Source organism: Pedobacter gandavensis (assembly GCF_032678745.1).
In the GTDB taxonomy this organism is placed as follows: Bacteria; Bacteroidota; Bacteroidia; order Sphingobacteriales; family Sphingobacteriaceae; genus Pedobacter; species Pedobacter gandavensis_C.
Map to the genome: position 1 here is coordinate 880,527 of NZ_JAVTST010000001.1, position 26,283 is coordinate 906,809.

Annotated in this window: 20 protein-coding genes and 1 tRNA gene; 12 read left to right on the forward strand and 9 right to left on the reverse strand. The window is 39.0% G+C overall.

Translation table 11 applies throughout. From position 1 onward, the window contains the following. The first annotated feature begins 3 nt into the window (after positions 1 to 3). A complete protein-coding gene (locus R2S10_RS03445; protein WP_316839044.1) occupies positions 4 to 471 on the forward strand; it encodes an Rrf2 family transcriptional regulator in 468 nt (155 codons plus the stop codon). On the opposite strand, the gene msrA is transcribed toward R2S10_RS03445, so the two are convergent. Further along, entirely contained in the window at positions 463 to 954 is a 492-nt protein-coding gene (gene msrA / locus R2S10_RS03450) for a peptide-methionine (S)-S-oxide reductase MsrA (protein WP_316839045.1), read from the reverse strand. The two genes, R2S10_RS03445 and msrA, sit on opposite strands and share 9 nt — an antisense overlap. A 155-nt stretch (positions 955 to 1,109) precedes the next feature. On the opposite strand from msrA, the gene R2S10_RS03455 reads away from it, so the two are divergent. Beyond that, entirely contained in the window at positions 1,110 to 1,610 is a 501-nt protein-coding gene (locus tag R2S10_RS03455) for a GNAT family N-acetyltransferase (RefSeq protein WP_316839046.1), read from the forward strand. A gap of 12 nt (positions 1,611 to 1,622) precedes the next feature. Then, the gene (locus R2S10_RS03460; RefSeq protein ID WP_316839047.1) at positions 1,623 to 3,527 is read left to right on the forward strand and encodes an AAA domain-containing protein; all 1,905 of its coding nucleotides are present in this window, start codon (positions 1,623 to 1,625) and stop codon (positions 3,525 to 3,527) included. Here the strand turns inward: R2S10_RS03460 and R2S10_RS03465 are convergent. Both R2S10_RS03465 and R2S10_RS03470 read right to left on the reverse strand, forming a co-directional pair. Then, complete coding sequence (locus R2S10_RS03465) at positions 3,524 to 5,023, reverse strand: acetyl-CoA hydrolase/transferase family protein (RefSeq protein WP_316839048.1); 1,500 nt, start codon at positions 5,021 to 5,023, stop codon at positions 3,524 to 3,526. The two genes, R2S10_RS03460 and R2S10_RS03465, sit on opposite strands and share 4 nt — an antisense overlap. Positions 5,024 to 5,098: 75 nt before the next feature. Further along, complete coding sequence (locus tag R2S10_RS03470) at positions 5,099 to 5,926, reverse strand: helix-turn-helix transcriptional regulator (protein WP_316839049.1); 828 nt, start codon at positions 5,924 to 5,926, stop codon at positions 5,099 to 5,101. 83 nt (positions 5,927 to 6,009) lie between these two features. Between R2S10_RS03470 and R2S10_RS03475 the strand changes: the two genes are divergently transcribed. The 6 genes from R2S10_RS03475 to R2S10_RS03500 all read left to right on the forward strand — a co-directional run bounded on the left by R2S10_RS03475 (position 6,010) and on the right by R2S10_RS03500 (position 12,445). Next, positions 6,010 to 7,371: a TolC family protein gene (locus R2S10_RS03475; RefSeq protein ID WP_316839050.1), complete on the forward strand. Its 1,362-nt coding sequence runs from the start codon at positions 6,010 to 6,012 to the stop codon at positions 7,369 to 7,371. Between the two features lie 19 nt (positions 7,372 to 7,390). Then, complete coding sequence (locus R2S10_RS03480) at positions 7,391 to 8,443, forward strand: HlyD family secretion protein (RefSeq protein ID WP_316839051.1); 1,053 nt, start codon at positions 7,391 to 7,393, stop codon at positions 8,441 to 8,443. A gap of 2 nt (positions 8,444 to 8,445) precedes the next feature. After that, positions 8,446 to 10,029 (forward strand): MFS transporter, encoded by a 1,584-nt coding sequence (locus tag R2S10_RS03485; protein ID WP_316839052.1) that lies wholly within the window; start codon positions 8,446 to 8,448, stop codon positions 10,027 to 10,029. A gap of 261 nt (positions 10,030 to 10,290) precedes the next feature. After that, a tRNA-Lys gene (locus R2S10_RS03490) sits at positions 10,291 to 10,363 on the forward strand. A gap of 260 nt (positions 10,364 to 10,623) precedes the next feature. Next, the gene (locus R2S10_RS03495) at positions 10,624 to 10,938 is read left to right on the forward strand and encodes an HPF/RaiA family ribosome-associated protein (protein WP_316839053.1); all 315 of its coding nucleotides are present in this window, start codon (positions 10,624 to 10,626) and stop codon (positions 10,936 to 10,938) included. A 475-nt stretch (positions 10,939 to 11,413) separates the two neighbouring features. Then, on the forward strand, positions 11,414 to 12,445 hold the full coding sequence (locus R2S10_RS03500; RefSeq protein WP_316839054.1) for an MAC/perforin domain-containing protein: 1,032 nt from the start codon (positions 11,414 to 11,416) through the stop codon (positions 12,443 to 12,445). 308 nt (positions 12,446 to 12,753) lie between these two features. Here R2S10_RS03500 and yiaA read toward each other — a convergent pair whose 3' ends face one another. The 5 genes from yiaA to R2S10_RS03525 form a co-directional block, all read right to left on the reverse strand. Next, the gene (gene yiaA, locus R2S10_RS03505; protein ID WP_316839055.1) at positions 12,754 to 13,173 is read right to left on the reverse strand and encodes an inner membrane protein YiaA; all 420 of its coding nucleotides are present in this window, start codon (positions 13,171 to 13,173) and stop codon (positions 12,754 to 12,756) included. Positions 13,174 to 13,306: 133 nt separating this feature from the next. Continuing rightward, a complete protein-coding gene (locus R2S10_RS03510) occupies positions 13,307 to 14,365 on the reverse strand; it encodes a serine hydrolase domain-containing protein (protein WP_316839056.1) in 1,059 nt (352 codons plus the stop codon). A gap of 151 nt (positions 14,366 to 14,516) precedes the next feature. Beyond that, complete coding sequence (locus R2S10_RS03515) at positions 14,517 to 15,653, reverse strand: AraC family transcriptional regulator (protein ID WP_316839057.1); 1,137 nt, start codon at positions 15,651 to 15,653, stop codon at positions 14,517 to 14,519. A gap of 16 nt (positions 15,654 to 15,669) precedes the next feature. Beyond that, positions 15,670 to 19,476: a glycosyltransferase gene (locus tag R2S10_RS03520; RefSeq protein ID WP_316839058.1), complete on the reverse strand. Its 3,807-nt coding sequence runs from the start codon at positions 19,474 to 19,476 to the stop codon at positions 15,670 to 15,672. Continuing rightward, complete coding sequence (locus R2S10_RS03525; RefSeq protein ID WP_316839059.1) at positions 19,473 to 20,744, reverse strand: glycoside hydrolase family 2 TIM barrel-domain containing protein; 1,272 nt, start codon at positions 20,742 to 20,744, stop codon at positions 19,473 to 19,475. The genes R2S10_RS03520 and R2S10_RS03525 overlap by 4 nt, the downstream gene beginning before the upstream one ends. 720 nt (positions 20,745 to 21,464) lie before the next feature. On the opposite strand from R2S10_RS03525, the gene R2S10_RS03530 reads away from it, so the two are divergent. Next, the gene (locus R2S10_RS03530; protein WP_316839060.1) at positions 21,465 to 21,737 is read left to right on the forward strand and encodes a hypothetical protein; all 273 of its coding nucleotides are present in this window, start codon (positions 21,465 to 21,467) and stop codon (positions 21,735 to 21,737) included. Between the two features lie 92 nt (positions 21,738 to 21,829). On the opposite strand, the gene R2S10_RS03535 is transcribed toward R2S10_RS03530, so the two are convergent. Beyond that, entirely contained in the window at positions 21,830 to 22,471 is a 642-nt protein-coding gene (locus R2S10_RS03535; protein WP_316839061.1) for a WG repeat-containing protein, read from the reverse strand. A gap of 442 nt (positions 22,472 to 22,913) precedes the next feature. Here R2S10_RS03535 and R2S10_RS03540 point away from each other — a divergent pair, with 442 nt between their 5' ends. Together R2S10_RS03540 and R2S10_RS03545 are read left to right on the forward strand one after the other, a co-directional pair. Continuing rightward, positions 22,914 to 24,764, forward strand: coding sequence for an amidohydrolase (locus R2S10_RS03540; RefSeq protein ID WP_316839062.1), 1,851 nt, complete (start codon positions 22,914 to 22,916; stop codon positions 24,762 to 24,764). 389 nt (positions 24,765 to 25,153) lie between these two features. Beyond that, positions 25,154 to 26,191 carry a heme-binding protein gene (locus tag R2S10_RS03545; RefSeq protein ID WP_316839063.1) on the forward strand — a complete coding sequence of 346 codons (1,038 nt, stop codon included), beginning with the start codon at positions 25,154 to 25,156 and terminating at the stop codon, positions 26,189 to 26,191. Positions 26,192 to 26,283: the final 92 nt, after the last annotated feature.

The following is a 26,283-nucleotide window of genomic DNA, read 5'->3' on the forward strand; positions in this document are numbered from 1 at the left end:
GAGATGAAACTGAACCAATTTACCGATTATGGATTGAGAATCCTGATGTATATGAGTTGCAAGCCAGCCCAGCTGCCGGCAACGACCATTACTGAGCTGGCCGACCGGTTCGGGATCTCCAGAAATCACCTCGTTAAAGTGGTTCAGTTTCTTTCTAATCAAAACGTTATAGATGCCCAAAGAGGCAGAGGTGGCGGTTTACGTCTGTTTGATGCTCCGGAAACCTATCGGATTGGCAAACTGGTTCGCCTCTTAGAACAAGATGAAGAGCTGATCAATTGTGAAAATCCGATGTGTATCCTTGCTGGAAACTGCGGATTAAAAGGGATACTGAATGGGGCGCAAAATGCCTTATATGAATACCTGGATCACTATACGCTGGATGACATCAGTAAACCTTCTGTCAGCCAGACACTGCAAACCTTATTCAATTATCCCCCAGATCAAAAGATGGAATCAGGACTAACCTAATTTCCATTCAGGACGTTCATAGTGACAAGTATATCCATAAGGAACCTTTTGCAGATAATCCTGATGATCTAATTCTGCAATCCAGAAATCAGTTTCAGGAACAATTTCCGTTACAAATTTACCAGGCCATTTACCGGAAGCTTCCAATTCCGCGATTAAAGTTTTGGCAGTCTCTTCCTGTGCTTCGTCTGTAAAAAAGATGGCCGAACGGTAAGAAGTACCGATATCGTTTCCTTGTCTGTTTTTGGTTGTAGGATCATGAATCTGAAAGAAATACTCCAAAAGACCGCGATACGTTAATATTGAAGGGTCAAAGACGATTTCAATACCTTCCGCATGTGTACCATGGTTTCTATAGGTTGCATTGGGAACATCGCCGCCTGTATATCCTACTACTGTTGAGATCACCCCCGGTTGATGACGGAATAGTTCTTCTACTCCCCAAAAACAACCGCCTGCTAAAATGGCTTTTTCAGTATTCATATGATTTTCTTTTTATGGGATAAAGGTATCAAATTATTGCTGACCTGATCAAGAATGCAAGCTTTTCATTGTTTACCTACTATCATTTTTGAACGATTAGTTGTTAAGATAATTCTTTCTAAATACATTTATGAACTTACTACCCATTAAGACCTATGCTTAACATCTATACCGCGACCTCAAATGATTTCCCGGTGATCCAAAAGATCGCCAATAAAACATGGCCTGCAACATTTGGCGCCATCTTATCCCCTCAACAAATCAGCTATATGCTGGAAATGATGTACAGCACTGCTGCTTTAACGGAGCAGGTAGCTAAAAAAGGTCATCATTTTTTGTTGGTAAAAGATGAAACAATGGACTTAGGATATGCTTCTTATGAGCTGAATTACAAAGGACTATCAAAAACAAAAATCCATAAAATCTATTTACTTCCTGAAGCTCAAGGTAAAGGTGTAGGAAAATTACTGATGAAAACCATCTCAGAAATTGCCAAAGACAACAACAATACCACCTTATCATTGAATGTAAACCGTGACAATTCTGCCTTTCAATTTTATAAAAACCTAGGTTTTGAACAGGTTGGCGAAGAGAACATCGACATTGGCGACGGTTTCTTAATGGAAGATTATATCATGGAAAAACATTTAGCATAACCCCTATACCTGTTGGAATATTTCAAAAAACTCCTTGAGTTATTAAAAATTGAACGCGAAGAAGACCTACGGTCTTACCTAAAATTAACAGAATCATCTTCTGTAACTACCCGTAGAGCAAATGGATTATCCTGGTACCCAATAGCCATCAGAGGTTCAGAAATGAGCCGAGGTGATTATTTAACTGTAGAGATCGAACGCACTACACACCAGGAACTTGCACACCAGCTTCGTTTTGGTGCTTCGGCAGTATTGTTCTCTAATCATGACCCTAAAGATCGTTTAGAAGGCACAATCACCCATCAAAGTGGCAACCGATTAAAGATTACTTTAAAGACAGATGAGCTACCTGACTGGACCCGTGACGGCAAATTAGGTATCGATGTGTTGTTCGATAACAACAGTTATGATGAAATGCAGAACGCGCTAAAACAAGCGGCAGCGGCATTGGAAAAATCAGAAGAGAACCGATTGATTAAAATCTTAACCGGTCAGGCAAGCCCTACTTTTTCTAATCAAACACCTCATTATACCATTCCTAAGTTAAACCCTGTACAGCAACAAGCGGTAGACAAGATCCTTGCTGCTCAGGAATTGGCCATTGTTCATGGTCCTCCGGGAACCGGCAAAACTACCACCCTGGTGCAGGCAATTAAAGCTTTGATTAAGCAGGATCACCAACAAATCCTTGTGGTAGCGCCTAGTAACACTGCTGTAGACTTGCTGACGGAAAAGCTGGATGAGGAAGGCTTGAACGTATTGCGCGTGGGAAATCCGGCCAGGGTATCAGAAAGATTATTGTCTTTAACCCTCGATGGGAAGCTGGCGGAACACGACAGCATGAAACAAATCCGAGCATTAAAGAAACAGGCCAATGAGTATAAAAACATGGCCCATAAGTATAAACGGAATTTCGGACGTGCGGAAAAAGAACAGCGTAAAGCGCTCTTTGATGAAGCCTATAAAATCATGAAAGAGGTGGGAAATACGGAGCAATATATGATTGACGATTTGCTCAGTAAAGCTCAGGTGGTGACCGCTACATTGGTTGGTGCCAATCATTACACCATTCGCGGACTAAAATTCCACACCGTAGTGATTGATGAAGCCGGACAGGCCTTAGAACCTGCCTGCTGGATTCCAATCCTTAAAGCACAAAAAGTGATCTTTGCCGGTGACCATTGTCAGCTTTCTCCAACCATTAAATCTAATGAGGCAGCGAAAAGTGGCCTCAGCACTACCCTATTAGAGAAAAACACCGCTTTACACCCTGAAGCAGTGACGCTTTTACAAGAGCAATACCGCATGAATGAAGCCATCATGACTTACTCTTCAAAGGTATTTTATGAGGATAAATTGAAAGCTCATGATTCTGTGGCACAACATGTCTTGTTTTCGGAAGAAGCACCATTGGCCTTCGTTGATACCGCAGGCTGTGGCTTTGAAGAGAAATCTGAGGGAACCAGTACTACTAACCCGGAAGAAGCGGCATTCCTATTCAAACACCTGACTCAGCTCGTTACAAGGCTTGAAAATCATTATACCCTAGAGGATTTCCCAACGATTGCCGTGATTTCGCCTTATAAGCAACAGATCTTGTTGATGAAGGAATTGATGTTAAGTTCTCCAGAACTCCTGGTTTATGCCGATAAAATCGCTGTAAATACCATTGATAGTTTTCAGGGACAAGAGCGAGATTTGGTGTATATCAGCATGACCAGAAGCAATAATGAAGGCAGTATCGGTTTCCTTTCGGACATCCGAAGGATGAATGTGGCCATGACCAGAGCCAGGAAAAAGCTGGTGGTGATTGGCGACAGTGCAACCCTATCCCGCCTTCCATTTTACTCAGATTTCATCAGCTATGCTGAAGAAGTTAACGCTTACCAAAGTGCATGGGAGTTTGCAGATCTTTAATCTGCAAACTTCTTCATTGTACCATTTTCGCGCAGACGGCCATACCAGGAAAATGCCTCTTCTAAAAGATGTGGTGTTTGTCCACCGCGAACACAAGCTCTTTCATGATAATCCAGCAGCTCGGCTTTATAATCCGGATGCACACAGTTTTCTATCACTACTTTAGCGCGTTGTCTGGGTGCCAAACCTCTTAAATCCGCCAATCCCTGCTCTGTAACAATGACATCCACGTCATGCTCCGTATGGTCAACATGGGAAACCATCGGAACAATCCGTGAAATGGTATTAGATTTTGCAGCAGATTGCGTCACAAAAATGCTCAGATAAGCGTTACGGGCGAAATCGCCAGAGCCGCCAATTCCGTTCATCATATTCGTTCCGGCCACATGTGTAGAGTTCACATTACCATAGATATCGCATTCCAAAGCCGTGTTGATCGCAATGATTCCGAGGCGACGAATCACCTCTCCTGCATTGCTGATCTCTTGTGGACGCAGGACGATCTTGTCCTTATATTGCTCGAAATTATTGAATATCTTTTGATAGTATTCTTCTGAAACCGTAATTGATGATCCGGAGGCAAAAGTCATTTTCCCCGAGTCCAGCAAATCAAAAGTACTGTCTTGCAAGACTTCTGAATACATGGTCAGGTTTTCAAAGTCACCGTCCATAAATCCATGAAGTACCGCATTGGCTACCTTACCAATACCTGCTTGCAATGGAAGTAAAGATTTAGTCAGATTTCCCTTTTCCACTTCTGCTGAAAAGAAGTTCACCAGGTGTTTTGCGATTGCTGTAGTCGACTCATCCGGTGCTGCAATTTCTGCCGGACTATCGGTTTTATTGGTGATCACCACTCCAATAATTTTTTTAGGATCAATGTAAATGGAAGCTCGACCTATGCGATCTGCTACCGCTACTATCGGGATCTCAGAACGGTTGGGATAATCTCCTGCAGAAAAGATATCATGAAGACCGCAAACAGAAAAAGGAACGGCAGTATTGACTTCAATAATTACCTGATCTGCCAATGCAGCAAAAGAAGCGGAATTACCTACAGATGTGGTAGGTATGATACTTCCATCGGCTTCAATCCGCATGGCTTCCAACACAGCAATATCTATTTTAGGGAAGTGATTTGATTTTAAAAGTGTGACCGTTTCGCCCAAATGCTGATCTATAAACAAGACCTCACCTTTATTGATTGCCTTTCGTAAAACGGGATCTACCTGGAAAGGCAGGCGTAAAGAAAGCGCATCCGCTTCGGCTAAAGTACCATCGGTACCATGCCCCAGAGAAGCACCCGTCATCAGTGTGATTTTAAGTGGCTCTGTCTTTGCGCGTTCTGCAACTGCAGCTAATACGGCTTTACTGTCGCCGGCCTTGGTGAATCCACTGGAAGCCACCACCATCTTATCTTTAAAGAGCTGTGCGGCCTGTTCTGAGGTCATTATTCTGGAAATTAATTCCTCCCTCAGTATTCTATCTGCGTGCATACATTTGGTTTAAAACACAAATCTATCCGCATTAATCAGCCAAAAGGTATCCTTTCCGGCCAATTACATATCTTATTATGCCAGCATAGTATCTAAACCTAAAATCCCTTTCATTTTCACATATTCCGATGGCCTCAGTCCTAATGTCTTATAGAAAGTGGTGCTGAAAGTAGGGATACTATTGTAACCAACCATTGAGGCCACCTCTTTCACCGACATTTTATCCTCCAATAACAGCTGTACCGCGAGCATCATTCTTTGGATGGTGAGGTACTGAATAAACGACATCCCTACATCGCTCTGAAAAATTCGGGAAAGGCTTCTTTCACTTAAGCCAAATTGTGTAGCTAAAGCAGGGAAAACAAGCGCTTCCGATAAGTTATCGCCCATATATTTGATTACCGAAGCAAGACGTTTATCCTTTGCATATGGAAGTGACAATGGCAATTTATAAAGGCTCACCTCTGGCAAAATTGCTTTTAAGGCCAATGCAAAGCGATAAGAACTCAGCTCGCTTTGGTCGATATCCCCACTCCAACGGTTGCTGAAAATGATCATTTGAAGTAGTAAATCATTGACCGGGTAAATTCCTTTCTGCGTATAAAAAGGGTTTTCATTGCTTTCTACCGGAAAATAAAGGTTCCTCATGGTCACATCTGCAGAACTTGGATGGATGCTATGCACTACGCCAGGTGGAATCCACATATAATGTCTGGCAGGCAGGAAATACGTCTTTTGTTCCGTACTGACATGAACAACCCCTCCTTCTGTATATAGAAATTGGCCTTTAAGGTGCTGATGAGCGGAAATATCCTGCTCCCCCATCAAATCATGCATACAGTAAATGGTATTCGGGTCCTTATCAACCTCTGTTAGATAGTAATCTTTATGAATTATAGCCATGGCGGAAATGAATAAACATTTGACGTACAAAGATAATCAAGCCAACTTGAATCATTGCAACTTTGTAATGAAAATTCTACACAATGAAAAAGCTCCCCCTTATTGCAAGGGAATCATTAAGTGCCTTGAGAAATCAACAGAGAAGCATTCTCGGCACGCTACTATTAACCGGGACGATGATGATCCCTGTTAAAGCACAACAGCAACAAGTTTTAACGCTACCGCTAGCATTACAATTGGCCGCAGAACACAACAAAACGGTTTACAAATCAAGGCTACAACATAAAATTGCTGAAGTGGAAACAAGAGAAAAAGAAGAAATGAGATTGCCAGATGTCGATTTTCATGCTGCTTACGCCAGAATCACTGACCTTACGGAATACAAACACGGCTTGTCGGATAAAATGGTGACGGCTACGATCCCGGAACAGGCAGATCTGACTTCCTCGGTGAGCTTGCCCATTTACAAAGGCGGACAAATTAAATACAGCATAAGAAAGGCCAGGCAAGAACAAGAAATCAGTGCCTTAAGGGTACAGAAGACGGTAAAGGACATACAAATTGAGGTGGTCGCCAATTTTCTGGGTGTATTCAAATTAATGGAATTCCAGAAGCTGATTTTGGAGAACATTAAAGAAGAAGAAGATCGTTTGAAAGAAGTCCGCGCCTTTAAAGCAAACGGAACAGTAACAGGCAATGAGGTGTTAAGGGCAGAATTGCAACTTTCGGATATGCAACTGCGCTTATTATCCAACAAAAGAAACATCGCCATTGGTCTGCACGACTTGCAAACCTTGTTGGAATTACCTGAAGAAAAAGTCTTGACATTGGATACTAATCTACTAATAAACAACACATTAAAATTACTACCCTATCCCGAGTATCTGCAGTCTGGATTTCAAAAAGAAGAAATGGGAATCGCTAAACAACAGGAAGCGATCCGGTTGACAGCGCATCGCCTTGCGAAAAGTAATTACTCCCCAACACTCTCTTTATTTGGCGCCTACGGTTATAATTATCCAAATTACATGTTCTTTCCACCCAGAAACAACGGCTATACCTTAGGCAAAATCGGCATAGAAGCCAATTTCAGTTTGTCGAATCTGTACAAGAATAGAAGTAAAATGAAACTGGCAGATCAAAGAATTGAGGAGGAAAAGACAAATACCGAGATTCTGAAAAATGAGATCAGTGATGAAGTATTTAAGCAATACACGAGGTATCAGGAAATCATGGATCAGTTGCCGGTTACGGAGAAAGCAAAAAGACAAGCTACGGAGAACTACAGGATCATCAAACTCAAATACCTGAATCAGCTGGCTCTGGTAACCGATATGCTGGATGCCGACAATGCCTTACTTCAGGCCAAATACAACGTCGTATCTACAAGGATCGACGCTTTAATGAAACACTACGAATTGCGTTACGCAGCAGGTCAATTATAAATCAGCATTATACCTTTACATGAAAACAACTAAAGCGCCTGCAGCCCATGGCCCATTCCATACACTATTTACCATTATTGCCAGCTTAATTGCCGCTGGGGGCCTGATGATGGGTATCTGGTTTTTCATCTTTTATAACAACAATGAAGAAACCAATGATGCGCAGATTGATCAATATGTAACCCCTGTAGTGACGCGCATTACCGGTTACGTAGAGGAAGTAAAGTACGTAGAAAACCAGTTTGTACGCAAAGGTGATACCTTAATCGTCATCGATAACAGAGAATATCAATCGCATTTGGACATGGCTTTGTCAGAGATTGAAAACGCAAAAGAAAGCGTTGGTGTATTACAAAGAAATGTAGCGACCACAAGAAGTAATACTGCGGTACAGCAATCTCAGCTGGATGCAGCAAGATCCCAGGTTTGGAAAGCGGAAGAAGAGTATAAGCGTTATGTTGCCCTTTTGAAAGAAGATGCGGCCACGAAACAGCAAGTAGAGACGATGAAGTCGAATTACGACTCTGCCAAAGCGCATTATGAAGAGATTATGCATGCTTTAAAATCTACCGCGCTCAGTACTTCGGAAGCTTCTTCCAGAGTGCCTGTCGCTAAAACAGTGATTGGCGGAAAGAAAGCAGCAGTAGATAACGCGGCACTATACCTCTCCTATACGATTTTAACCGCACCTTATGATGGCTGGGTGGGTAAGAAAACCATTCAACCTGGACAACTAGTCAAAGAAGGTCAAACCTTGGTTTCTGTGGTGAGTCAGGAGAAATGGATTACCGCAAACTATAAAGAAACACAGGTGGGACAGATTGTTATCGGTCAGTCGGTTACTTTTAAAGCGGATGCCAGTGGCGATCAGGTTTTCAATGGGGTTGTTGAATCATTCTCTCCAGCCAGTGGAGCCAGATTTTCTATGCTACCCCCAGACAATGCCACCGGGAATTTTGTTAAAATTGAACAGCGTATCCCAGTGCGAATTAAACTGACAGATGCTGCCAAAGAAACTGAATTTCTACGCGCAGGGATGAATGTTGTTGTGGTTGCTAACCACCAGAAATAACGATGGCTACACAAACTGTATTTAAGCCCTGGATGCCTGATTGGGCTATAAAAGCGGTGCTGATCTTTTGTATGCTACACTCCATGGTATTATTGGGATTGTACACTTCTAACATGACCTATTCTGCAAGTTTTCTGGATGTAGAAGTTGAGGATTTACAATATGCGATGAGCATTACTTATGGCACTTTCCTGGCTACAATCTTGATTGAAAGCCGCATTTTTAAGTTTTTCCCGACCAGGAATTACTTCATGGCCATCTATTTCCTGGCAGCGCTTACTTTTATCATTTCGGCTTATACCCACGATTATGTGCTGTTTATCATTTTAAGAATGGCTGAAGGGGTTTTAATGGCCTTACCCTGGATTCCGTTAAGGCTTTTGCTGCTGACTAGGTTTAAGTCTAAAAACGCCATTATTGTGGTCTTTTCCCTGACTTATGGCACATTGTTGATCGCCTCTCCTTTTATCATGAACATTGTGGTTTGGCTTCTGGAAAATTACGACTGGAAATATATGGCTTATGGCTCTGCATTTTTCCAATTTCTGTGTGTGGCATTGGTACTGATCACTTTTAATGGACATCGTTTTCAAAAGAAAACACCATTATATCAGGTAGATTGGGCCAGTTTTGTATTGGTGCATACGGCAATTCTTTGTGGCGCTTTTGTTTTGGTCTATGGCGAGAAGAAATATTGGTTCCAATCCTCCGCCATTGTTCTGGCTACAGCAGTTACCGCTATCAGTTCTGGTTTATTCCTGGTCAGGCAGATGTTAGTGAAACGCCCTTGCTTCGACTTAAAGGTGTTCAGGTATGCTAATTTACGCACAGGTTTAGTTTTATTTGTTCTCTTTTATATTTCCAGAGCGAGCTTGAACATTTGTCACAGTACGATGAGTAAGGTTTGGAACTGGGAGCCGGTAAGGGTAGCGAATATCCAATACTTAAATGCATTGGGTGATCTTATTGGTATTTTTATCGGAGCGATTCTACTCTCCCGTGCAGTGGCAACCAGGTATATTTTTATTCTCGGGTTTAGTCTGATGGCAGTTTATCATTTATGGTTTACTTTCCTTTTTGTTCCGGATGTGGCTTTGCAAGATATCATCTTCCCTTATATCCTTCAGGGTGTCGCTGTGGGCATTTTATTCGTTCCTCTAGTCCTATTTACGGTTTCTTCTGTTCCGGCTCCCCTCGCTCCCTTTTCCGGCACTGTAGGCGTTACCGGAAGATTCTGGGGAAGCACCATTGGCTTCTGTCTGATGCAAAATGCAACTGTATTCCTGGAACAAAAACATTATAGCAAGTTCAGGGAAACGATTATTCCAGAACGTCCGGAGATTCAGGAACAACTGAGCAGGTATATTCAGAAGTTTCAAGGTAAAGGTTTTAGTTTTGATGAGTCAAGTACTTTGGCCATGCAACAACTAACCGGAAACCTTAGGAAGCAAGGGATTTTATTATCCAATATGGAGATTTTTACTGCAATCGGCTTTGGATTGGTTGTTTTAGTCGTGCTACTGGTGTTCAATCGCCACCTTAAACAGAGTTTCGACATCTTCAAAAACAGGATTTGGGGTAGTTAAATGTGATTTATTTGGGAATTTAATAGCCATTCCATTTGAATAGAGCTCTATTTCTAAGTTTTGATCTTAGGATTTGAAAAATAATATTAAAGTAGCCAGCAGGCTAAAAAGCACAGAAATAATTGATTATTAAACCAATACAAACAATTAAATTTAAGGATGCAGAAATAGGTTAAAAATTAACAGAAGTTTTTTTCAAATAAATTAGCAACTTAATATTATTTTTCTACCTTTGCAATCCCGAAACAAGGGGACATAATTGATTCCGTAGCTCAGCTGGTAGAGCATTACACTTTTAATGTAGTGGTCCTGGGTTCGAATCCCAGCGGGATCACAGAAAAGGCTTTTAATCGCATGATTAAAGGCCTTTTTCTTTTAATGGGGATACCAAAACTCCCATCAAAACGTTCGATTAGAAGACAAGCATTTTATTTATACACCTGTATTACTTAACTGTGGGTACATATATTTCAGCTTTGAAATATACCGGTGAAAGTGGTTTGATTTTAGAAATCTATGAAAGAATTTTATTGTTGTTAAAACCATCAGTCGGTTTTGTTGTTTAATTGGTATAAATATTTTAACTAAGAGACTATGACTATTCAACTGAACACAGACAAAAACTTAACAATACACCAGGAATACGAAGGAAAAATTAAAAATGAAATCAATGCAGGCCTGGGGATATTCGATGATTTAATCACCCGCCTGGAGGTACATTTATCAGATGAAAATGGAAGTAAAGAAGGCTTAGATGATAAACGTTGCTTATTGGAGGCAAGAATTTCAGGTAGAGAACCTATTGCTGTTTCCAGCTTAGGAAACACTTATGATTTAGCTCTTCATGGCGCCATTAGCAAGTTAAAAAGCAAACTGGAAACAATAGCTGGCAAACTTAAAACACATTAGAAGTGTAAATTGAACTATATCAACATCACTTCTTCCTTGTTGGAGGCCCTTTAACCTCCAACAAGAAAGAAGTCACTAAAGGATTTTAATCATAGGGGCCAGTCCTTCCCTACTCTTCGTTTTCTTGCCGGCATGTAAACCTGCAATAGCTTCCTTTTTGAAGCACTCAAAATCAAAATCTTCTTGTATTGCTTTAATACTCCTTAATAATAATAATATTAATGGTTATACATTAATTGTGACCATTTTAATCCGTCTATGAAATATTGGGGAATCCCCCATAAACTTAAAATCTTCCTATCGACAGCGAAATCCTAAGCATTTTTTGCTGTTTTGCAGTTTGCATAAAAAAAAACAAGTATTTAAGCGAAAGTGTATCGAGTTTTTTACTTAAAAAAATTGATGAAAAATATAAATATTATTGTAAAATGGCATTAAAATTGACACAGTCAGGGCACACACAAATTTAAACCAAATGAAAAAAACAATTTTAATCATGGCAGTTTTTGCTATGCTTGCCTCCTGCAAGAAAGAATCTGAAGAAAGCCCAAGTCCTGAGCAGAAAGAGCAACTATCCCCAGATATTGAGCTGGCAGTTAAGGGGGCAACCCAAGAAAGCCCGCCTTTATATGAACCGTCCCAAATCTATAATTTTCTAGGATTTGGATATGATGTAACTGATAAGTTCAACGATGAAGGCTCTATAAGGGCAAGTGTAATCGACATCCCAACTTATGCTGCTAGTGGAAATGATAGAATTAACTTCATTAGAGGTACAGAAGGTTCATGGACAACCATTCAGGCTGAAAACGCAGTAGATCTATCAAAGAAATTTTCCAATTCATATGCAGAAACTAAAGGTTTGAACGTTTTTGGCAACACCATAGAGAATATGTTCGCTGGAACAGTTGCCACTGATAAAAAGTATGTTTACGGATACTATTCCAATTACTTCATATGGAAAAGATACACGTTTTATTATGACGAAGAAGTAAATAACTTTCTAACAGAAAGTTTTAAGAGCGATATTACTTTATTAAACGCTCAAGAATTAGTTCATAAATATGGAACGCATGTGCTGACTGGAATAAAATTAGGTTCAAAATTTGATGTCGTTTATCAGGCGGAGGCTCCTGAAAAAAACAGGTCATTGATCGTTATGGAGGGATTAAGGTATTCGCTAAAACGAACATTTGGATTGATGAGTGGCTATTTAGATGAGGTAAACTTACCGAACTTAAATGCAAATTCCTCAGCCAAGATCTACTATAGCGCTATTGGCGGTGATATTAGCAAATTGAAAACGGAAACCATAAACAATAGGGTCATATTGAATCTTAATAATTGGGTTTCTTCTACTTCAGAGGACAAAGCACGATTTATTGGGGTTCATAGGGATCGTTTAATTCCTCTTGACAGCTTCATTAACGATAGTGCAAAAAAAATGGAGGTAAAATCTTATCTCGAACAATATTTTGCCAATAAAGCGGTTAAGTTGACTAATTAATTTTAATTATAAATTTAAGTCCATGTTTAAAAGCTGATTTTTCTACCAAGTTCGAATCTCAGTGGCAGCACGAAAGCCTCAACGCAAATTGAGGCTTTCGTCATTAATTGATAGCGCTTTCTTAATTTTCTATTATTACAAGAATAACAAAGTCCCTCAAAATATTTCTCTCTGTCACATTCAAGGCAAGGTATCGGTGTGTTTTTTCCCATTTTCTCTATGGTGTATTTTTTGATCATAAAAAACCCTTTTAATCGCATGAAAAAAAGGGCTTTTGATTTTTGGGCTTTACAGTAATAAAGCTTTGATTAAAGATTATTAGATTCCTTTGGAGCATTAGGCTCGGAACCGATACTATCTCTGGTATTCTTCTGAACGGCAATAGAAGCAAAGATGGTCAAAATGAATGCCATCGCATAGAACCCTTTTTCACTTAAAGCAAGGGTAGCGTTCCATAAGCCCACAGTTAGGAGCACCAGTGAAAGAACAGTACAGAACCAAGCTATTCCATAATAGATATTGGTTACAGGAATTCCTTCTAAGCGATCACGCACACATTTTTGTACCGAGATTGCGGCGAATACACCGAAAATAAGAATTGTAAAATAGTATCCTTTTTCGTTCAATTGCATCGTTGCATTGAATAGACCTATGTTGTAAGCAGCAAATCCTGCCATTAGAGCTACCCAGGAAGCTCCGATAAATGCACTTGATGGTTTTTGATTCATTAATTTTTAAGATAGATAGTGTTGATAAGATTCAGTTAATTACAACAATTATAATTAAATATTATTAATAACTGATAAGATTCAATAAACCTTCTGGATAATTGAATCTTATCAGTTATTATATTCTGTGAATTTATTTCAAAACCGTAGCATTAATCTCATTCAACAGCGTTTGTCTCATTTTTGAGTTTCTTTGGTCTAAAAGTATTACAATCCCCCAGTTTTTTGCTCTGTTATAACATATAATCGACGATTGTCCCATAGAATCTCCTGATTTCATATAAAGTGTATTTTTATCATCAGTTACCGTGTTCAGCCCTAATCCCATTGTTCTTTTTCCGTCTTCATAAAAGGTTTTCTCTGTCATCATAGCAGCTTTACCGATCGCATTTTCATTGTTTAAGACTGCTTTCAGGTAGCTGACCATATCAGATGCAGAAGATTTTATTAATCCTGCAGAGGCTGTAATATTCCATTTGAAGAATTCCTGAATACCACCTTCAGGATTGTGAGCTACTGTTCTGTTTTTTACATTAAAATCTTTAGTGAGTGTATTTTTGAGTTGTAAAGGCCTTATCATTTTCTCTCTAATGATTTTATCGTAGCTCTTTCCGTACACTGTCTCTAATATCTGTCCGAGTAAAGTATAGCCGATCGTAGAATAGCGGTATTTACCATAATCTGTTAGTTCAGTACAGTTATTGATGATGGTAGTCAATGTTTTTTCAGTTACACTATTTACCGGCTGTTGCGGATCTAATTCTATTAACTTCGCAAAATCTATATCAGGCAATCCAGATTGATGAGATGCCAGGTCTGAAATTTTTATTTTGTTTTTGAGGTTTTTATGTAAGACGTATGCTTTAGGAAGGAAGTTGTCTATATAATCATCAATTTTTATTTTATGCTCAAGAACAGCCTGTGCAATTAGATTTGAAGTTAAAATTTTGGTAATAGATGCGATTTCGAATACAGAGTTTTTATTAATTTCAACTTGACTTTCAGCATTCAATTTACCATAAGCGGTATAGTACTCCTCGTTATTTTTGATAAAACCAACGCTAATACCTACGGCAGGATTTTTCTGATAACTATCCTTTATTATGGAATCAATCTTTTTGGTGATGTCTTGTCCAAAAGCAAGGTTACTTACTAATAATAGTGCTGCTAAAAATTTTACTGAAGTTTTCATTGTATCGTTTTTATGTTAAAAATTATTTCGATACAAACATGAGGAAGAAACCATAGCTATGCGACCGACTAAACGTAGTCGAACTCATTTGTTTCAAAAAATAGGTGCGAGTAATTAAGCGCAGTAGTACGAGTAATTACAATCGATTAAACTACAGTAACTTACGATAAGCAGTAGGCGTCTGACCAGTGTGTTTTTTAAAGGCCGTATTAAAGGAAGATTTTGAATTAAATCCTACTTCGTATAGAATTTCCAAGACAGTTACCTTACTTTTCGTCACATCTTTTAAAATATCCATGGCACATGTTATGCGATAGGTATTCACAAAATCATAAAAATGCTGGTCCAACTTATGATTTATCAAAACAGATAAATCTCGGACAGGGATTTTAATCTCCCTCGATACATCTTGAATTGTCAAGGAAGGATTAAGGAATGGCTTGTCCTCCTCCATATACTTCTTTAATTTCGATAGCTCTTCCTTGTACTCCTTTTCATTAACAGCTAATGGCCCAGTATTTTTGTCCTCGGAAATAATGTTCTTTACCAGTTTTAATTTCGAATCAATGTTTCTAAATAGACTCGGATTGTTTAATGCTTTGTACAAATACCAAAAAATGATGATCAGTTCAAATATGAAAAGTCCAGCTTTTAGCCATTCAGATATATAAGGGTAATCAGTAAACTTAAAAATGTTTTTTAATAGCGCTATAAAATAAAACGCTGATAATGCCGAGGTAAACTGAAATAACCAATGAAGTGATTCAATATTTGCTCCTGCATAATTTTCCAGGTATATCTTTTTTGCCCTTCTTAGTATCATAAAAGCGGCAATGATATATACTACAATCTGAATATGTATCAAAATATGGTTGAACTGTATTTCCAGCCTGGTACTGCTTTTTTCAAGAAAGCTAATTTTGGATGCCAGGTCGACTGTATAAAACCGAGGTATTAAAATCAGGTTTGCGATTAAAAAAGGAACACCATGAATTAAATGCTTTGGTTTTAGTTTAAAATCAGCATAGCAAACAGATAAAACATATAAATAGAAAGTCGGAAGCTGTAGGAAAAATATTGAGCTTATAAAAATTCTTGCATTCAAACCTGGTTCAAACAAATTGTCAAGATTTCCGCCAATATCTATTGCAGTTAATATTAGAAAAAAAGCAAAAAGACGGTTACTTAACTTATGTTGTGTTTTGACGGTAAGCAAAAACAATGATAGAAATAATGAAATAAGCATTGTTATTTCAGCAATAGTAACTAGTAAATTAGTCTTGTCCATTAAATGATTGTCAATTTTATAAACCTGTTTTTACGGGGGTATTGAGCTTAGACTCCACAATATCCAATACCACATTGTCTTTAATCATGTACAAATAAAGCCTGTACTGCTCTGGATTTTCTGGAATGATCAGCTTAACACTTTCTCCTGCTCCAATATCTTCAATTGAAATTGGTTTATTAAATCTGTCAACTTTAGCCAGTTTCCATTCAAAAGAAACGTTTGATGCTAAATTCGTAGCAATGACCCATTTACTCTGCGCTTTAATAATTGCATGATAAGTCAGCTGCTGTCCAGGGAAAGTTCCTAATGCTGGTTTCAAGATATTAACAGCTGGTTTCTGTGCCGGTAACGGCCCTTTATTCCATACATGAAAAAGCTGACTAAATGCAAGCTTCTTTCTTCCCTTGGTATCTTTTATTCCATTGAACGTTACCCGATCTGTTTTCTGCTCGTCTTGCCAATTTGCGATAAATGCGCCCACCTTATGGTTATTAATTGCACTATAAGATGGAAAACCTATCTCACTATAAAAATATGGCACCTTCAAATTCTCTATGAAGGCCAGATCTGTTAGCTTAGAACCTAGTACAAGACCGTAGCAATCAATTTCAGGAATCAGCTTTCTATATCTTTCAATTGTTGAATTCATATTTTCTGAAACTTCAATGTCTACTGTTACTGGCCTTTTAGGATCTACCTTTTTAATACTGACAATCAATGATTTCAGCCAAAACAGGTAAGCATCTTGCTGGTACATTAATTCTGGTTTATAATAATAGAGATCCATTTTCTGGAATACTGCATTTCCAATATTCCAGGATTTGATACTTTCTTCATCTTTCATTTCAGTCACTGAAGCAAGAATCCTATCAGCCAATAAATCCCTGCTCTTAGTGTCTGACACAAAATCAAGTTCATCCGAAATCCAATAGCCATAATGGATATTTATTCCTGTTTTCTTAGCCAATCGAAGGATATTATCATCATATATATCTGGCCCATACCGCTTGATGGTGTTGATTCCAATATGTTTCATCTCCTCAAAATCAACCACCATATCCCTCATTGTAACTGTTTGATAGTTCTTTTTCCAATCCTGTCCACGGTTATAGTTTACGCCTTTTATAGACGCAAATAGATTCAGGTTCTTTATTACTGAGGGATTAGCGACCTCCTTACTGATGCTACTCGTTAACAATAGAGGTGTTTTAGTAATCACAGTGTGATCAGAGGTCTTATCATTTTCTTTCAATAGCTTGCTCATTTGCTCAGCTTGCTGGATCCTCCAATCCAATATCCCCTCGGCATTCCCTTGGGGTACATTTTTGTCGAAGCCGGAATCAAAGAATAGAAAACCTTTAATTTCCGGGAACTTGCGTCTTGATTGGAAAGCAGCCTGGAACCATTCTTCCTGTCGACCAGCAGAAACCAATGAACCCATTTCGGCAAGCATTACCGGTAATCCTGAACGAAAAATTGGCTGCTGGTGGAAATACCGATATAAATCCTCCATAGACTGCCAGGAAGGGGAATTTGGCTGACCATAATTTAGATTCGTTACCCCTATCCAATCTACATACTGCATCCCAGGAAAATACGCCTCAACCGTTTCTGGCTTCCATGGGTTCCAAACCCAAATCACATTGTAAACCTCATTTTTTGAAAAATACTGGTATACATACTTCCAGGCGGCTCTATATTCCTCTGGGGTATTGTTTCCAGCTGGAGACCAGGGATAGAATGGATTGTCCATTTCATGGGCAAAACGGATATAAACTGGTCTTTTTAGTGCTTTAACCTGATTTGAGAATTTTTTAAGATAAGCATCGTAAATGCCCTTCGTTACCTTACTAAAAACCTTTAAGTCTTTTTTATCATTTCCATTGATGTCATTTTTAGCGAATAAATTCTGCCATGGTTCCCAGGTTACCATAGGAATAGAACCGTTATTGTAAATGGAGTCCATGGTTTGCGCCGGCAGATAACATTGTGCCTGATCTCCCCATGGGATATAAATGGACACCAGGTCAAAATGAGTATTAAATGCACGTTGAACCTGATCCACCTTTTTTAAGGAAGAGATGCCATCAGCGTTACCAGGAGCAAATATTCCGGTTAAAAAATAATTCACTTTATGATTTAAAACCGGCAAGTAATCCTTGTTTTTAGCATCAGATATCGCGAAGTAAAACACGGAGAAACAAAGAAAAACAGTGATCATCAAGGCAGTACTTCTCACTCCTGCATAAATTCGCCTTCTCAAGAGCCAGAATTTAATTTTTAACTGCTTAACCTTGGTCATCACCGTATCCACATTAGCATGCCCGGCTGAATACGATCTGAATTGTTGTTCTCTGCTGGCGACAATGTTAAAACACATGATCAAACTATTCAAACCTGCAAAAGCAGCCATAATAATATTGTATGGGTTCCAATCATAATACAATCCATAAACAATTGCTACCAGAGAAAGGGCGAGTATGATCAGGTTTGGAATATTTAGGGGCCAATTATTCGCTTCATTGCCATCTTTTGGAGTCGGCACATAAGGCACCTTTTTTCCAATTATGGTGTACACCAAACCTAAAATATAAATCCACCAGGTGCCAATAATCAGTAGTCCGCCAACCACATGGAAACCCCGCTCCTCATCTTCCATTACCCATAATTGCACAAAATGGCGGATCAGGAGGGTCATGGTGATTAAAGGCAATACGGTAAATCCAAAAGCAGTAATGCTCATCCGGATCGGACTCAAATCTGAAAACAGGGAAATGATAGGGATCAGGAAATTGATTAAATAAATCAATCCAGAGCAATAATGCAAAGGAATCACTGCATAATGCAATTTCTGTTGCCAGGTAAAGCCCTTGAAAAGCTTCGGGTAAGCAGTTATGAGTAAATCAAAAACTCCCCTTGACCACTTGAGTTGTTGCTTATAATAAGCGGATAAAGTTGAAGGTACCAGACCTCTTGCTAAAACCTGTGGCACATACACGGATTTCCAACCTTTGGAATGAAGCTGCATGGCAGTGTGCATATCTTCTGCCAGACCTGCGGCATGACCGCCAATGGATTCCAGGGCCTTCCGTCTGAACGTACAATTGGCTCCTATGGCTAACACAGTTCCATATTTGTTCATCGTCATCATCATCGGTCCATAAAACTGATAAGTCTGCTGCGCGGCACCTTTAGCAATCAGATTTTCATCGTTATTACTGTATGCCTGTACAACCTGGACGAAGCCAATCTCTGGATTATTGAAATGTGGAACGATAGGATCCAGAAAATTCGGGAAAGGAACATGGTCAGGATCTAAAACCACACACAACTCCCCTGTCGAGTAATTCAAAGCATTATTGATATTCCCCGCTTTAGCATTAATTTTCTTTGTCCGCGTAACATGATGAACTCCTAATTCTTCACAGAAACGCTTTAGATAAGGATCGTTAGCCTCATCGCATAAATAAGTTTCATGGGGATAACTAATGGCTTTAATCGCAATCAGCGTTTCTTCGATCATTTGATAAGGTTCTCCGGCACAAAATGTAGTGAAGATATCAACGGTATAAACCTTAGTAGATTCCGGCGTCTTGGGAATCGTAATGCAAAAATAATGAATCCATTCATGAATCGTTTTAAGACTCATAAATACAAAGGTACTGAGCAACATCCAATACAATGGAGGATAGCCGATAATATCGGGGTTCAGCATGTTATTCAGAAAATAGCCAATGCTAATTAATCCGATGGTAATCATCAGTCTGAGCGTAAACCGCTCTTTCTTTGTTGGAGGTGATGGAGCTTGAATTACTTTCATTTATCCGTTACAACATAAAAAGGTATATTACTGGTAGAGAAGTTACCATTATCATCATAAACTGTGGCAAAGATCCGATAGGGCCCCTCTGTAATAGGCGCTACAAAATTGTTTTCCAAAAATTGAGCTGTCTTAATTTGTTTCAGTAATGGCTGAAGCTTTTTATCACTATGAAGGTTGTTTTTTTTATACCAGTCTTCCGGGTATAACTCCCATTTTACCAACTTTATTTTATCCTTATTTAATAGGAATACCTCGGCAGAAAAATGCTGTCCAGCAGATAAAAGAATGTTATCTTTTGCTTCCTGATCATTTAAAAGCATATTTTTTATCTGAGGAAAAGTATAGTCCAGATGTTTACCAGTCCAGATGTACTTCATCGCATCAACCGCTTGAGATTTCCCATTTTGCTCATCGAAAATACTGAACCAGGTCTGGGTTCCTTCCTGCTTATTGCCCCAGAAAAAAACAAAGGAACCTAAAAACCCAGGATTTTCTGTAGGCATAGATTTTTTATAACGCTCCTGATAAAGTTCCGCTTTCTGATTACTGGCTTGTTCAAGATAAGCAGCCCAGGCGGTTTGTGCTGTCCCTTCCCATGGGCCATCAATACCCCATTCTGTCACCATAAATGGTCCATCCCAAAACCAGGAGAAGCTTTTAAGTTCATCTCTTAGGTAGGTTATTCTTCCAAAAGTATTAAATGATATCAGGTCAATATCACAGCGCACACTAAGGTTGAAAATGTATTTTTTATTGAAATTCAGAACCGTAGTGGTAATGGGGTGATCAGGATCATCCTCATGAATCATCTCCGTAAGGTCATTAAAAGCTTTATAAAAGCTATTATAGCTGGGTTTAAAAGGAAAATCAAGTTCATTACCCAGGCACCACATCAGCAATGAAGGGTGCTGCTTGTACTTATTTACCACGGCCTTAAAGGCCTGATGCTGAAGCGCTACTTTAGCGGGATCATTATAGAAGGATTTATAATCACTATTAAAAATTGGTAATCCAACAACTACGCTCAGCTGGTTAGCCTTTGCACTATCTAAAATGACAGCCAATCGGGTTGTGTCCCAAACTCTGATGGTATTCCCTCCCATTTCCTTTAGTGTTTTGAAATGAGAAAGCCCAGCTGCCCCTTTTATATGATATGGCTTTCCATCCTTATACAATTGATAATGCCCTTCGATCTTTTTGACTTGCACTTTCCTGGAGCCGGGATCTTTTGGAGCAGTACAGCCAATAAAAAATAGAGCGATCAATAAGTAAAGAAAATTAGGCTTAATAAGCGGATACAGTTTATCCAATATTGACATCTTTATAATTCATTCTTGAGTGAAGATAAACAAATATGAGCAGTAAATCCGCTATCGGAAAGAATGAACAAATGCTCATTCTACCCAGGATTAATCATCAGTAAACGCTTCAGATCAAAAGTTACTGTTAGCCAAATAAATAAGTCAAACCGACAGAAGAAAAAAAAATCTGAGTTTAGATATGGTCAGTTCATCAATTCCTCAAAAAACAGTTGTAGAATGACCATTTGCATAAAGAAAGCCTCAAAGAAATTCGTGTATTACGAAACAGCTATTTAGGAAGTTCTGGACGCTTTGAATTTGCAGATCTCCTGCGATACTCAAACAGTTCCTTGAAAGTTAAAAGTGCTAAAATAATGAGGATTTTAAACCATTCTATATGAAGGACAAAGCGAGTTATACATACCCATGAAACACTGAACAATAAAAACCAGAGTAATTTCTGCTGGTTAAAGCTTAGCGAATTGATGAATTTTTTTAGCGGTTCAAACATTGCTAAATGTAATCACTAATATTATCTTTAACCGTCTTCTACCTAAAAAATTGCGGTATCGCTACAAGCTTTCTCTGTAATTGGAATAATGGGCTTAATATTATAAATTTGCCGCCTAAATAAACAAAGGCTCAAAAGGCCTAGAATACTTTAAACAATTACGACACACATCAATGGAAGATAACGATTTTGTATCCATCTGGCTGGAAGAAAACGGAAACCCCGCAATAGAAGAATTAACAAAGCTGAACCAGGAACTTGCCAGTAAAACCGCAAAAATATTAGCTGATAAAGGCCTTACAGAAAAGGACCTGGCTGTTTCTCTGGACATCAATCCAGACGAAATCAGAAGGTGGTTGATAGGTCTGCATGCTTTCAGTATAAAGAGCCTAAAAGAAATCTCCGGGACAATAACCGACTATTCTGCAAAGCCAGAACTAGTCTAGTATCTCAATCATGATCAGCGTCTTGTCAGTTCTGCTGCTGCATTAAAAACCGGCAAAGCTGGAAGCGCTGACCCTGATCTCCTATCCTGCCCCTATTTTATTTCTTTACCTGTTTTATCTATTTTGTACTCTCTGCCAGCCAATTTAACGGTAACCACTCCATCAGTCAGATAAGATACATCATCATATTTCACAGGAATAACCTCCTTGCCTTTTTTATTAATAAGCCCCCATTTATCATTAATTTCCACTCTTGAATGTCCATCCATAAATTGGGAAGCATTGTCATATTTAAATGACGTTATTTCCTTCCCTGATTTATCTACGAACCCATATTTATCCCCTATTCTCACCACAGCAATGTCATCGTGAAAACTGATGATATTGTCGTATTTGATAGGGAGAATCTCTTTACCTTTTTTATCTATGCTCCCCCACTTCCCATTTAATTCAACGGAAGCAATACCATCCTTAAAACCAATTACGCCATCATAAATTGGGGGAACCGCTTCATTTCCTTTTTTGTCAATAAATCCCCATTTTTTATTGTATTTAACCCCATAAAATCCGTCTCCACTATAGCCAACACCGTCATACTTAAATAAGGTAATTCGATTATCATCTTCATCAACGAATCCAATTTTACCATTTTTATCTTTTCTAGGCTCTAAGTATTGCGCATATATTGAAATAGTCAGGAGACTAAAAATCAACGTTACGGTTAACTTTTTCATAATAAGTTTGATTATAAGAGGTTTATAAAAATTAATTTTTCCAAGCAATTTTAATCCATTTGCTTAACCAAAATTAAGGGGAGAATTTTTTCGGCACAATACTCCTTTAGTAGTATTTTTTCATTTTGAAACAAACAACGCAGACGACATCTATACCAAACTATAAGGAAAAGCACCATAAAGAAAAGACCACAATAAGCTAATAGAGAAAAATCAAAAGAAATAAAGAAATTATTGCAAACATTAAAAACAAAACATACATTGAAAATGTTAATACATGAATTCTATACCATCAAAGAAAAATGCCGATGATGTATCAGCAAATGCGAATTTCATAATCAACATGACATTAAGCGCTCTCAAAATCCGCGTAGTAGCATGTTTTTCAGAAGAACAAATCAAGTAACATATAAATCTGAATTAACTAAAAATCCCTATTACAATGGAAAATCAACATTCCCACCATCACACCTGCACGCATTGTGCCTGTAGCAATCCGATCTTGAAAATCCTGAAGGAAGATATCTTTCGCCAGGAGAATTTCAATGCGCTCCCTACAACAAAGAAAGAAGCCCATGGACAACCGCTCAATTTGATGGTCAGCGGCGGAACTATACGGCCGATGATCAATGGATCTGTAGCAACAGTACCTGCCATAGGCATGGCAAATGGACAGGTCGTTATTACCGGCACCGAAGATGTCGTAAAAACCTTCATGGACAACAACTATCCAGGTTATACAGGCAGAATCCTTGATCCCGGACAAACCTTACTCCCTGGCCTTATTGAACCACACGTCCATATTGTCCCTACCGCCTTATTGATGGGCTGGATGGATCTCAGTCCTTTTACAGCGCAGGTTTTAAATCCAAAATATAGTATTGATTCTGTAACCGAGATTGTTCAGAACAAAAAAGTAATAAAAGGAAACTGGCTTTTAGGCTACGGATTAGATCCCGCATTAATGCCTTTTGCAAGTAAAAGTGAATTGGTAACCATAAACTTAGAGGTATTAAATAAAATTTCAGCTCTAGTTCCTTTAATGGTTCTAAGTGCATCTATGCATACCCTATACCTGAATACTCCTGCATTAACACTAGTCTACAATAAAAACAAAGCCAAATTAAATGAACTAGGTTATGGTAGCCTGGAAGATTATCTGTCAAAAACAGATGGCCAGCTACAGGAAGAGGCCGGCATGGGGCCCGCCTTAAACACACTTCCAAAGGTTCAGATTTATGCCATGGTATTGGAATCCTTTCAACATTTCGAACAGCTCTTCAAGGAAGCCAATCAAAGGGGAGTAACTTTCCTATATGATGCCGGGATGAGTAAAAATCTTAAACTTTTACTAGATGCTTATCTACTGCTCCATCCAAGGGTAGTCCGCATTGGCGCAGCCCAAATGTGCGGTTCTACGCAAGAAGCACTTGATTTAACTACATATACTGCTCCAGAAGTGTACAAAGACATCTACTATGGGAATATAAAAGTAGTTTCCGATGGCTCAAACCAGGGATTAACAGGATATCAATCAGAACCTTACTTATGCAATCCTGTTGACAATGTTGGAATCTTTAATTTTCAAGACCCTCCTATACCCCCTCGTCAGGAAATACCGGGACCACCTCAGGTATATCAAGATTTGCTACATACAATTATTGCTACAAAAGGCTGGCCCTTAATGGTTCATGCCAATGGAAATCTGGCTGTTCAGTTTGCTATTGAAGTCTTCCAATCCTTACCAAAGGATAAGGTAATAGGAAAGCGACACAGAATTGAACACTGCTCCTTAACTACTGATGATCAACTGAATACCATGAAAGACCTGGAGATTTCCCCAAGCTTCTTAATTGGTCATGTGGGTTATTGGGGACATGCTTTCCAGCAAGTAATCTTCGGAAAAGAAAAGACTGACCTGCTTGACCGTTGTAATTCTGCCCTTAAACAGGGGATGAGAATAACCTTGCATAGCGATAATCAGGTGAGTCCTTTGGGGCCATTAAGAATGATGGAGCAATCTATTACCAGGAAGATGGAAGCCGATCGTCCGGAGCATAAAGTATTGAATGCTGATGAACGCATTACAGCAGAACAAGCACTAGTCGCAGCCACCTATGACGCAGCATGGCAATGCTACGCAGATAAATGGGTTGGTTCATTGGAAACAGGCAAATTTGCGGACTTTGTGATTCTGGATCAGGATCCAATTACGCTAAAAGATCCCTATATGAAAATGAGAAATATAAATGTATTGGAGACCTGGGTTGATGGACATAAAGTCTACTCTTAGTTTCAATTCAAAAGATGAGTCCGGTATATTATCGGGCTCATCCCCTTTAAGATCCGAATACCTGGACTCCATCTCACAACAATTGAACAGTTGCACAGCCCTGTATATTAAAATTTAATTACAGCGTTTGAATTACCAGAAGAATATTTTAACTTGGTACAACTTAAACAGAAATCTGTAATAAATTAACCTACTCTCAACTCAATCATGCAAGTCAACGCCTCTCAAGCTCATTATTTTGTTTTATTTGTAGCACCTCATCCAGGCCTCCTATTGGCTTGACCTTTTCCGCAGCTTTTCTTGAATTAATGCAGTTTCATAGGTAGCGCTATCAGTTTGATAGAGATCAGGATACGGGTATATCTAAAAACAATCTAAACCAAAATATAATGACAGAACAATTAAACAAATTCGGAATGGGCGCAAGGTTCATTTCGCCCGCTGAGGTCGCAGAAATAGACCTCGGACCATTAAGACCATTAATAGGCGAATGGGAAACCGTAGTATTAGCTCCCGGTACTCAAAACCCTAATAGCCCAACACCTAGCGGCTGGAATGTGATGTCCGTTCCTTCAAAAAGCGGTTTTGAATTCGAAGTAATTCCCTATAAAGAAAACCTCAAATTCTCTGCCGTGGCTGTCGAAGCAGGTAACCGGGGCCTTGTAGTTAATGGGGAACCTGTTGACCAAATGATTACAGGATTGTTCTATGAACAACAGATCATCAGTGTTTGCGAAACCGAAGCCTGTATCTCACGTGGTTTTGGAAATGGCAACGTGATCCATGCGGAGACCGGATTATTTCTCTATATCAAAAATGAAAACGGAGGCTTTGACATTGCAAGGCTAGGAACCGTTCCCCATGGCAATGCACTATTAGCTTTGGGTATTGGAAGCGAAAGCACTGATCGGGGAACCAATTTCTTTCCTGAAATTAGTTCCGTTTCGGTTAAAGTCGAAGGCCAATTGCCCCTTGGTTATAATGATGTTATTTTGAACTATAATGTTTTCGAAAATTTCAGCGCAGTTAACCCTAATATTGCACTGAAAGATGCACTGGAAGAAATTGTAGGGTCAGGTACAGTCGACAAGATGACCACAATCAATATGTCGACCGACCAGCCTAATTCAACCGGTGGCATCCTCAATATCCCATTCTTACAATCCAACGTTTCAGCCAGCACCATGGACGCTATTTTCTGGTATGAGCAGATTTCTGGTGGAACTGAGACTGAACTATTACAATACTCACAAACGGTTAACCTGGTATTTCCTGTCCCTCACATTGATGGACCGATTATATGGCCACATATCAGCGTCAGTACGATGAAAAGAATGTCTACATTACTACAACAAAAATCTGAGGGAGCAACATTCAATTCAGCTGATACTTCATCAAGTAACACCCCTGGAGTACCTCAACTATAATAGTTTATAGCTGCTGATACATTAGATCCATAAAAGATCTCAAGGCAATAAGAGCGAGTTCATCTGATGATGACTCGCTCTTATCTTTTCAG

What these genes read in the sequence shown, in the direction of transcription:
- R2S10_RS03445 (WP_316839044.1), top strand. Translation starts at nt 4, where the DNA reads ATGAAACTGAACCAATTTACCGATTATGGATTGAGAATCCTGATGTAT.
- msrA (WP_316839045.1), bottom strand. Translation starts at nt 954, where the DNA reads ATGAATACTGAAAAAGCCATTTTAGCAGGCGGTTGTTTTTGGGGAGTA.
- R2S10_RS03455 (WP_316839046.1), top strand. Translation starts at nt 1,110, where the DNA reads ATGCTTAACATCTATACCGCGACCTCAAATGATTTCCCGGTGATCCAA.
- R2S10_RS03465 (WP_316839048.1), bottom strand. Translation starts at nt 5,023, where the DNA reads ATGCACGCAGATAGAATACTGAGGGAGGAATTAATTTCCAGAATAATG.
- R2S10_RS03470 (WP_316839049.1), bottom strand. Translation starts at nt 5,926, where the DNA reads ATGGCTATAATTCATAAAGATTACTATCTAACAGAGGTTGATAAGGAC.
- R2S10_RS03475 (WP_316839050.1), top strand. Translation starts at nt 6,010, where the DNA reads ATGAAAAAGCTCCCCCTTATTGCAAGGGAATCATTAAGTGCCTTGAGA.
- R2S10_RS03480 (WP_316839051.1), top strand. Translation starts at nt 7,391, where the DNA reads ATGAAAACAACTAAAGCGCCTGCAGCCCATGGCCCATTCCATACACTA.
- R2S10_RS03485 (WP_316839052.1), top strand. Translation starts at nt 8,446, where the DNA reads ATGGCTACACAAACTGTATTTAAGCCCTGGATGCCTGATTGGGCTATA.
- R2S10_RS03495 (WP_316839053.1), top strand. Translation starts at nt 10,624, where the DNA reads ATGACTATTCAACTGAACACAGACAAAAACTTAACAATACACCAGGAA.
- R2S10_RS03500 (WP_316839054.1), top strand. Translation starts at nt 11,414, where the DNA reads ATGAAAAAAACAATTTTAATCATGGCAGTTTTTGCTATGCTTGCCTCC.
- yiaA (WP_316839055.1), bottom strand. Translation starts at nt 13,173, where the DNA reads ATGAATCAAAAACCATCAAGTGCATTTATCGGAGCTTCCTGGGTAGCT.
- R2S10_RS03510 (WP_316839056.1), bottom strand. Translation starts at nt 14,365, where the DNA reads ATGAAAACTTCAGTAAAATTTTTAGCAGCACTATTATTAGTAAGTAAC.
- R2S10_RS03515 (WP_316839057.1), bottom strand. Translation starts at nt 15,653, where the DNA reads ATGGACAAGACTAATTTACTAGTTACTATTGCTGAAATAACAATGCTT.
- R2S10_RS03520 (WP_316839058.1), bottom strand. Translation starts at nt 19,476, where the DNA reads ATGAAAGTAATTCAAGCTCCATCACCTCCAACAAAGAAAGAGCGGTTT.
- R2S10_RS03530 (WP_316839060.1), top strand. Translation starts at nt 21,465, where the DNA reads ATGGAAGATAACGATTTTGTATCCATCTGGCTGGAAGAAAACGGAAAC.
- R2S10_RS03535 (WP_316839061.1), bottom strand. Translation starts at nt 22,471, where the DNA reads ATGAAAAAGTTAACCGTAACGTTGATTTTTAGTCTCCTGACTATTTCA.
- R2S10_RS03540 (WP_316839062.1), top strand. Translation starts at nt 22,914, where the DNA reads ATGGAAAATCAACATTCCCACCATCACACCTGCACGCATTGTGCCTGT.
- R2S10_RS03545 (WP_316839063.1), top strand. Translation starts at nt 25,154, where the DNA reads ATGACAGAACAATTAAACAAATTCGGAATGGGCGCAAGGTTCATTTCG.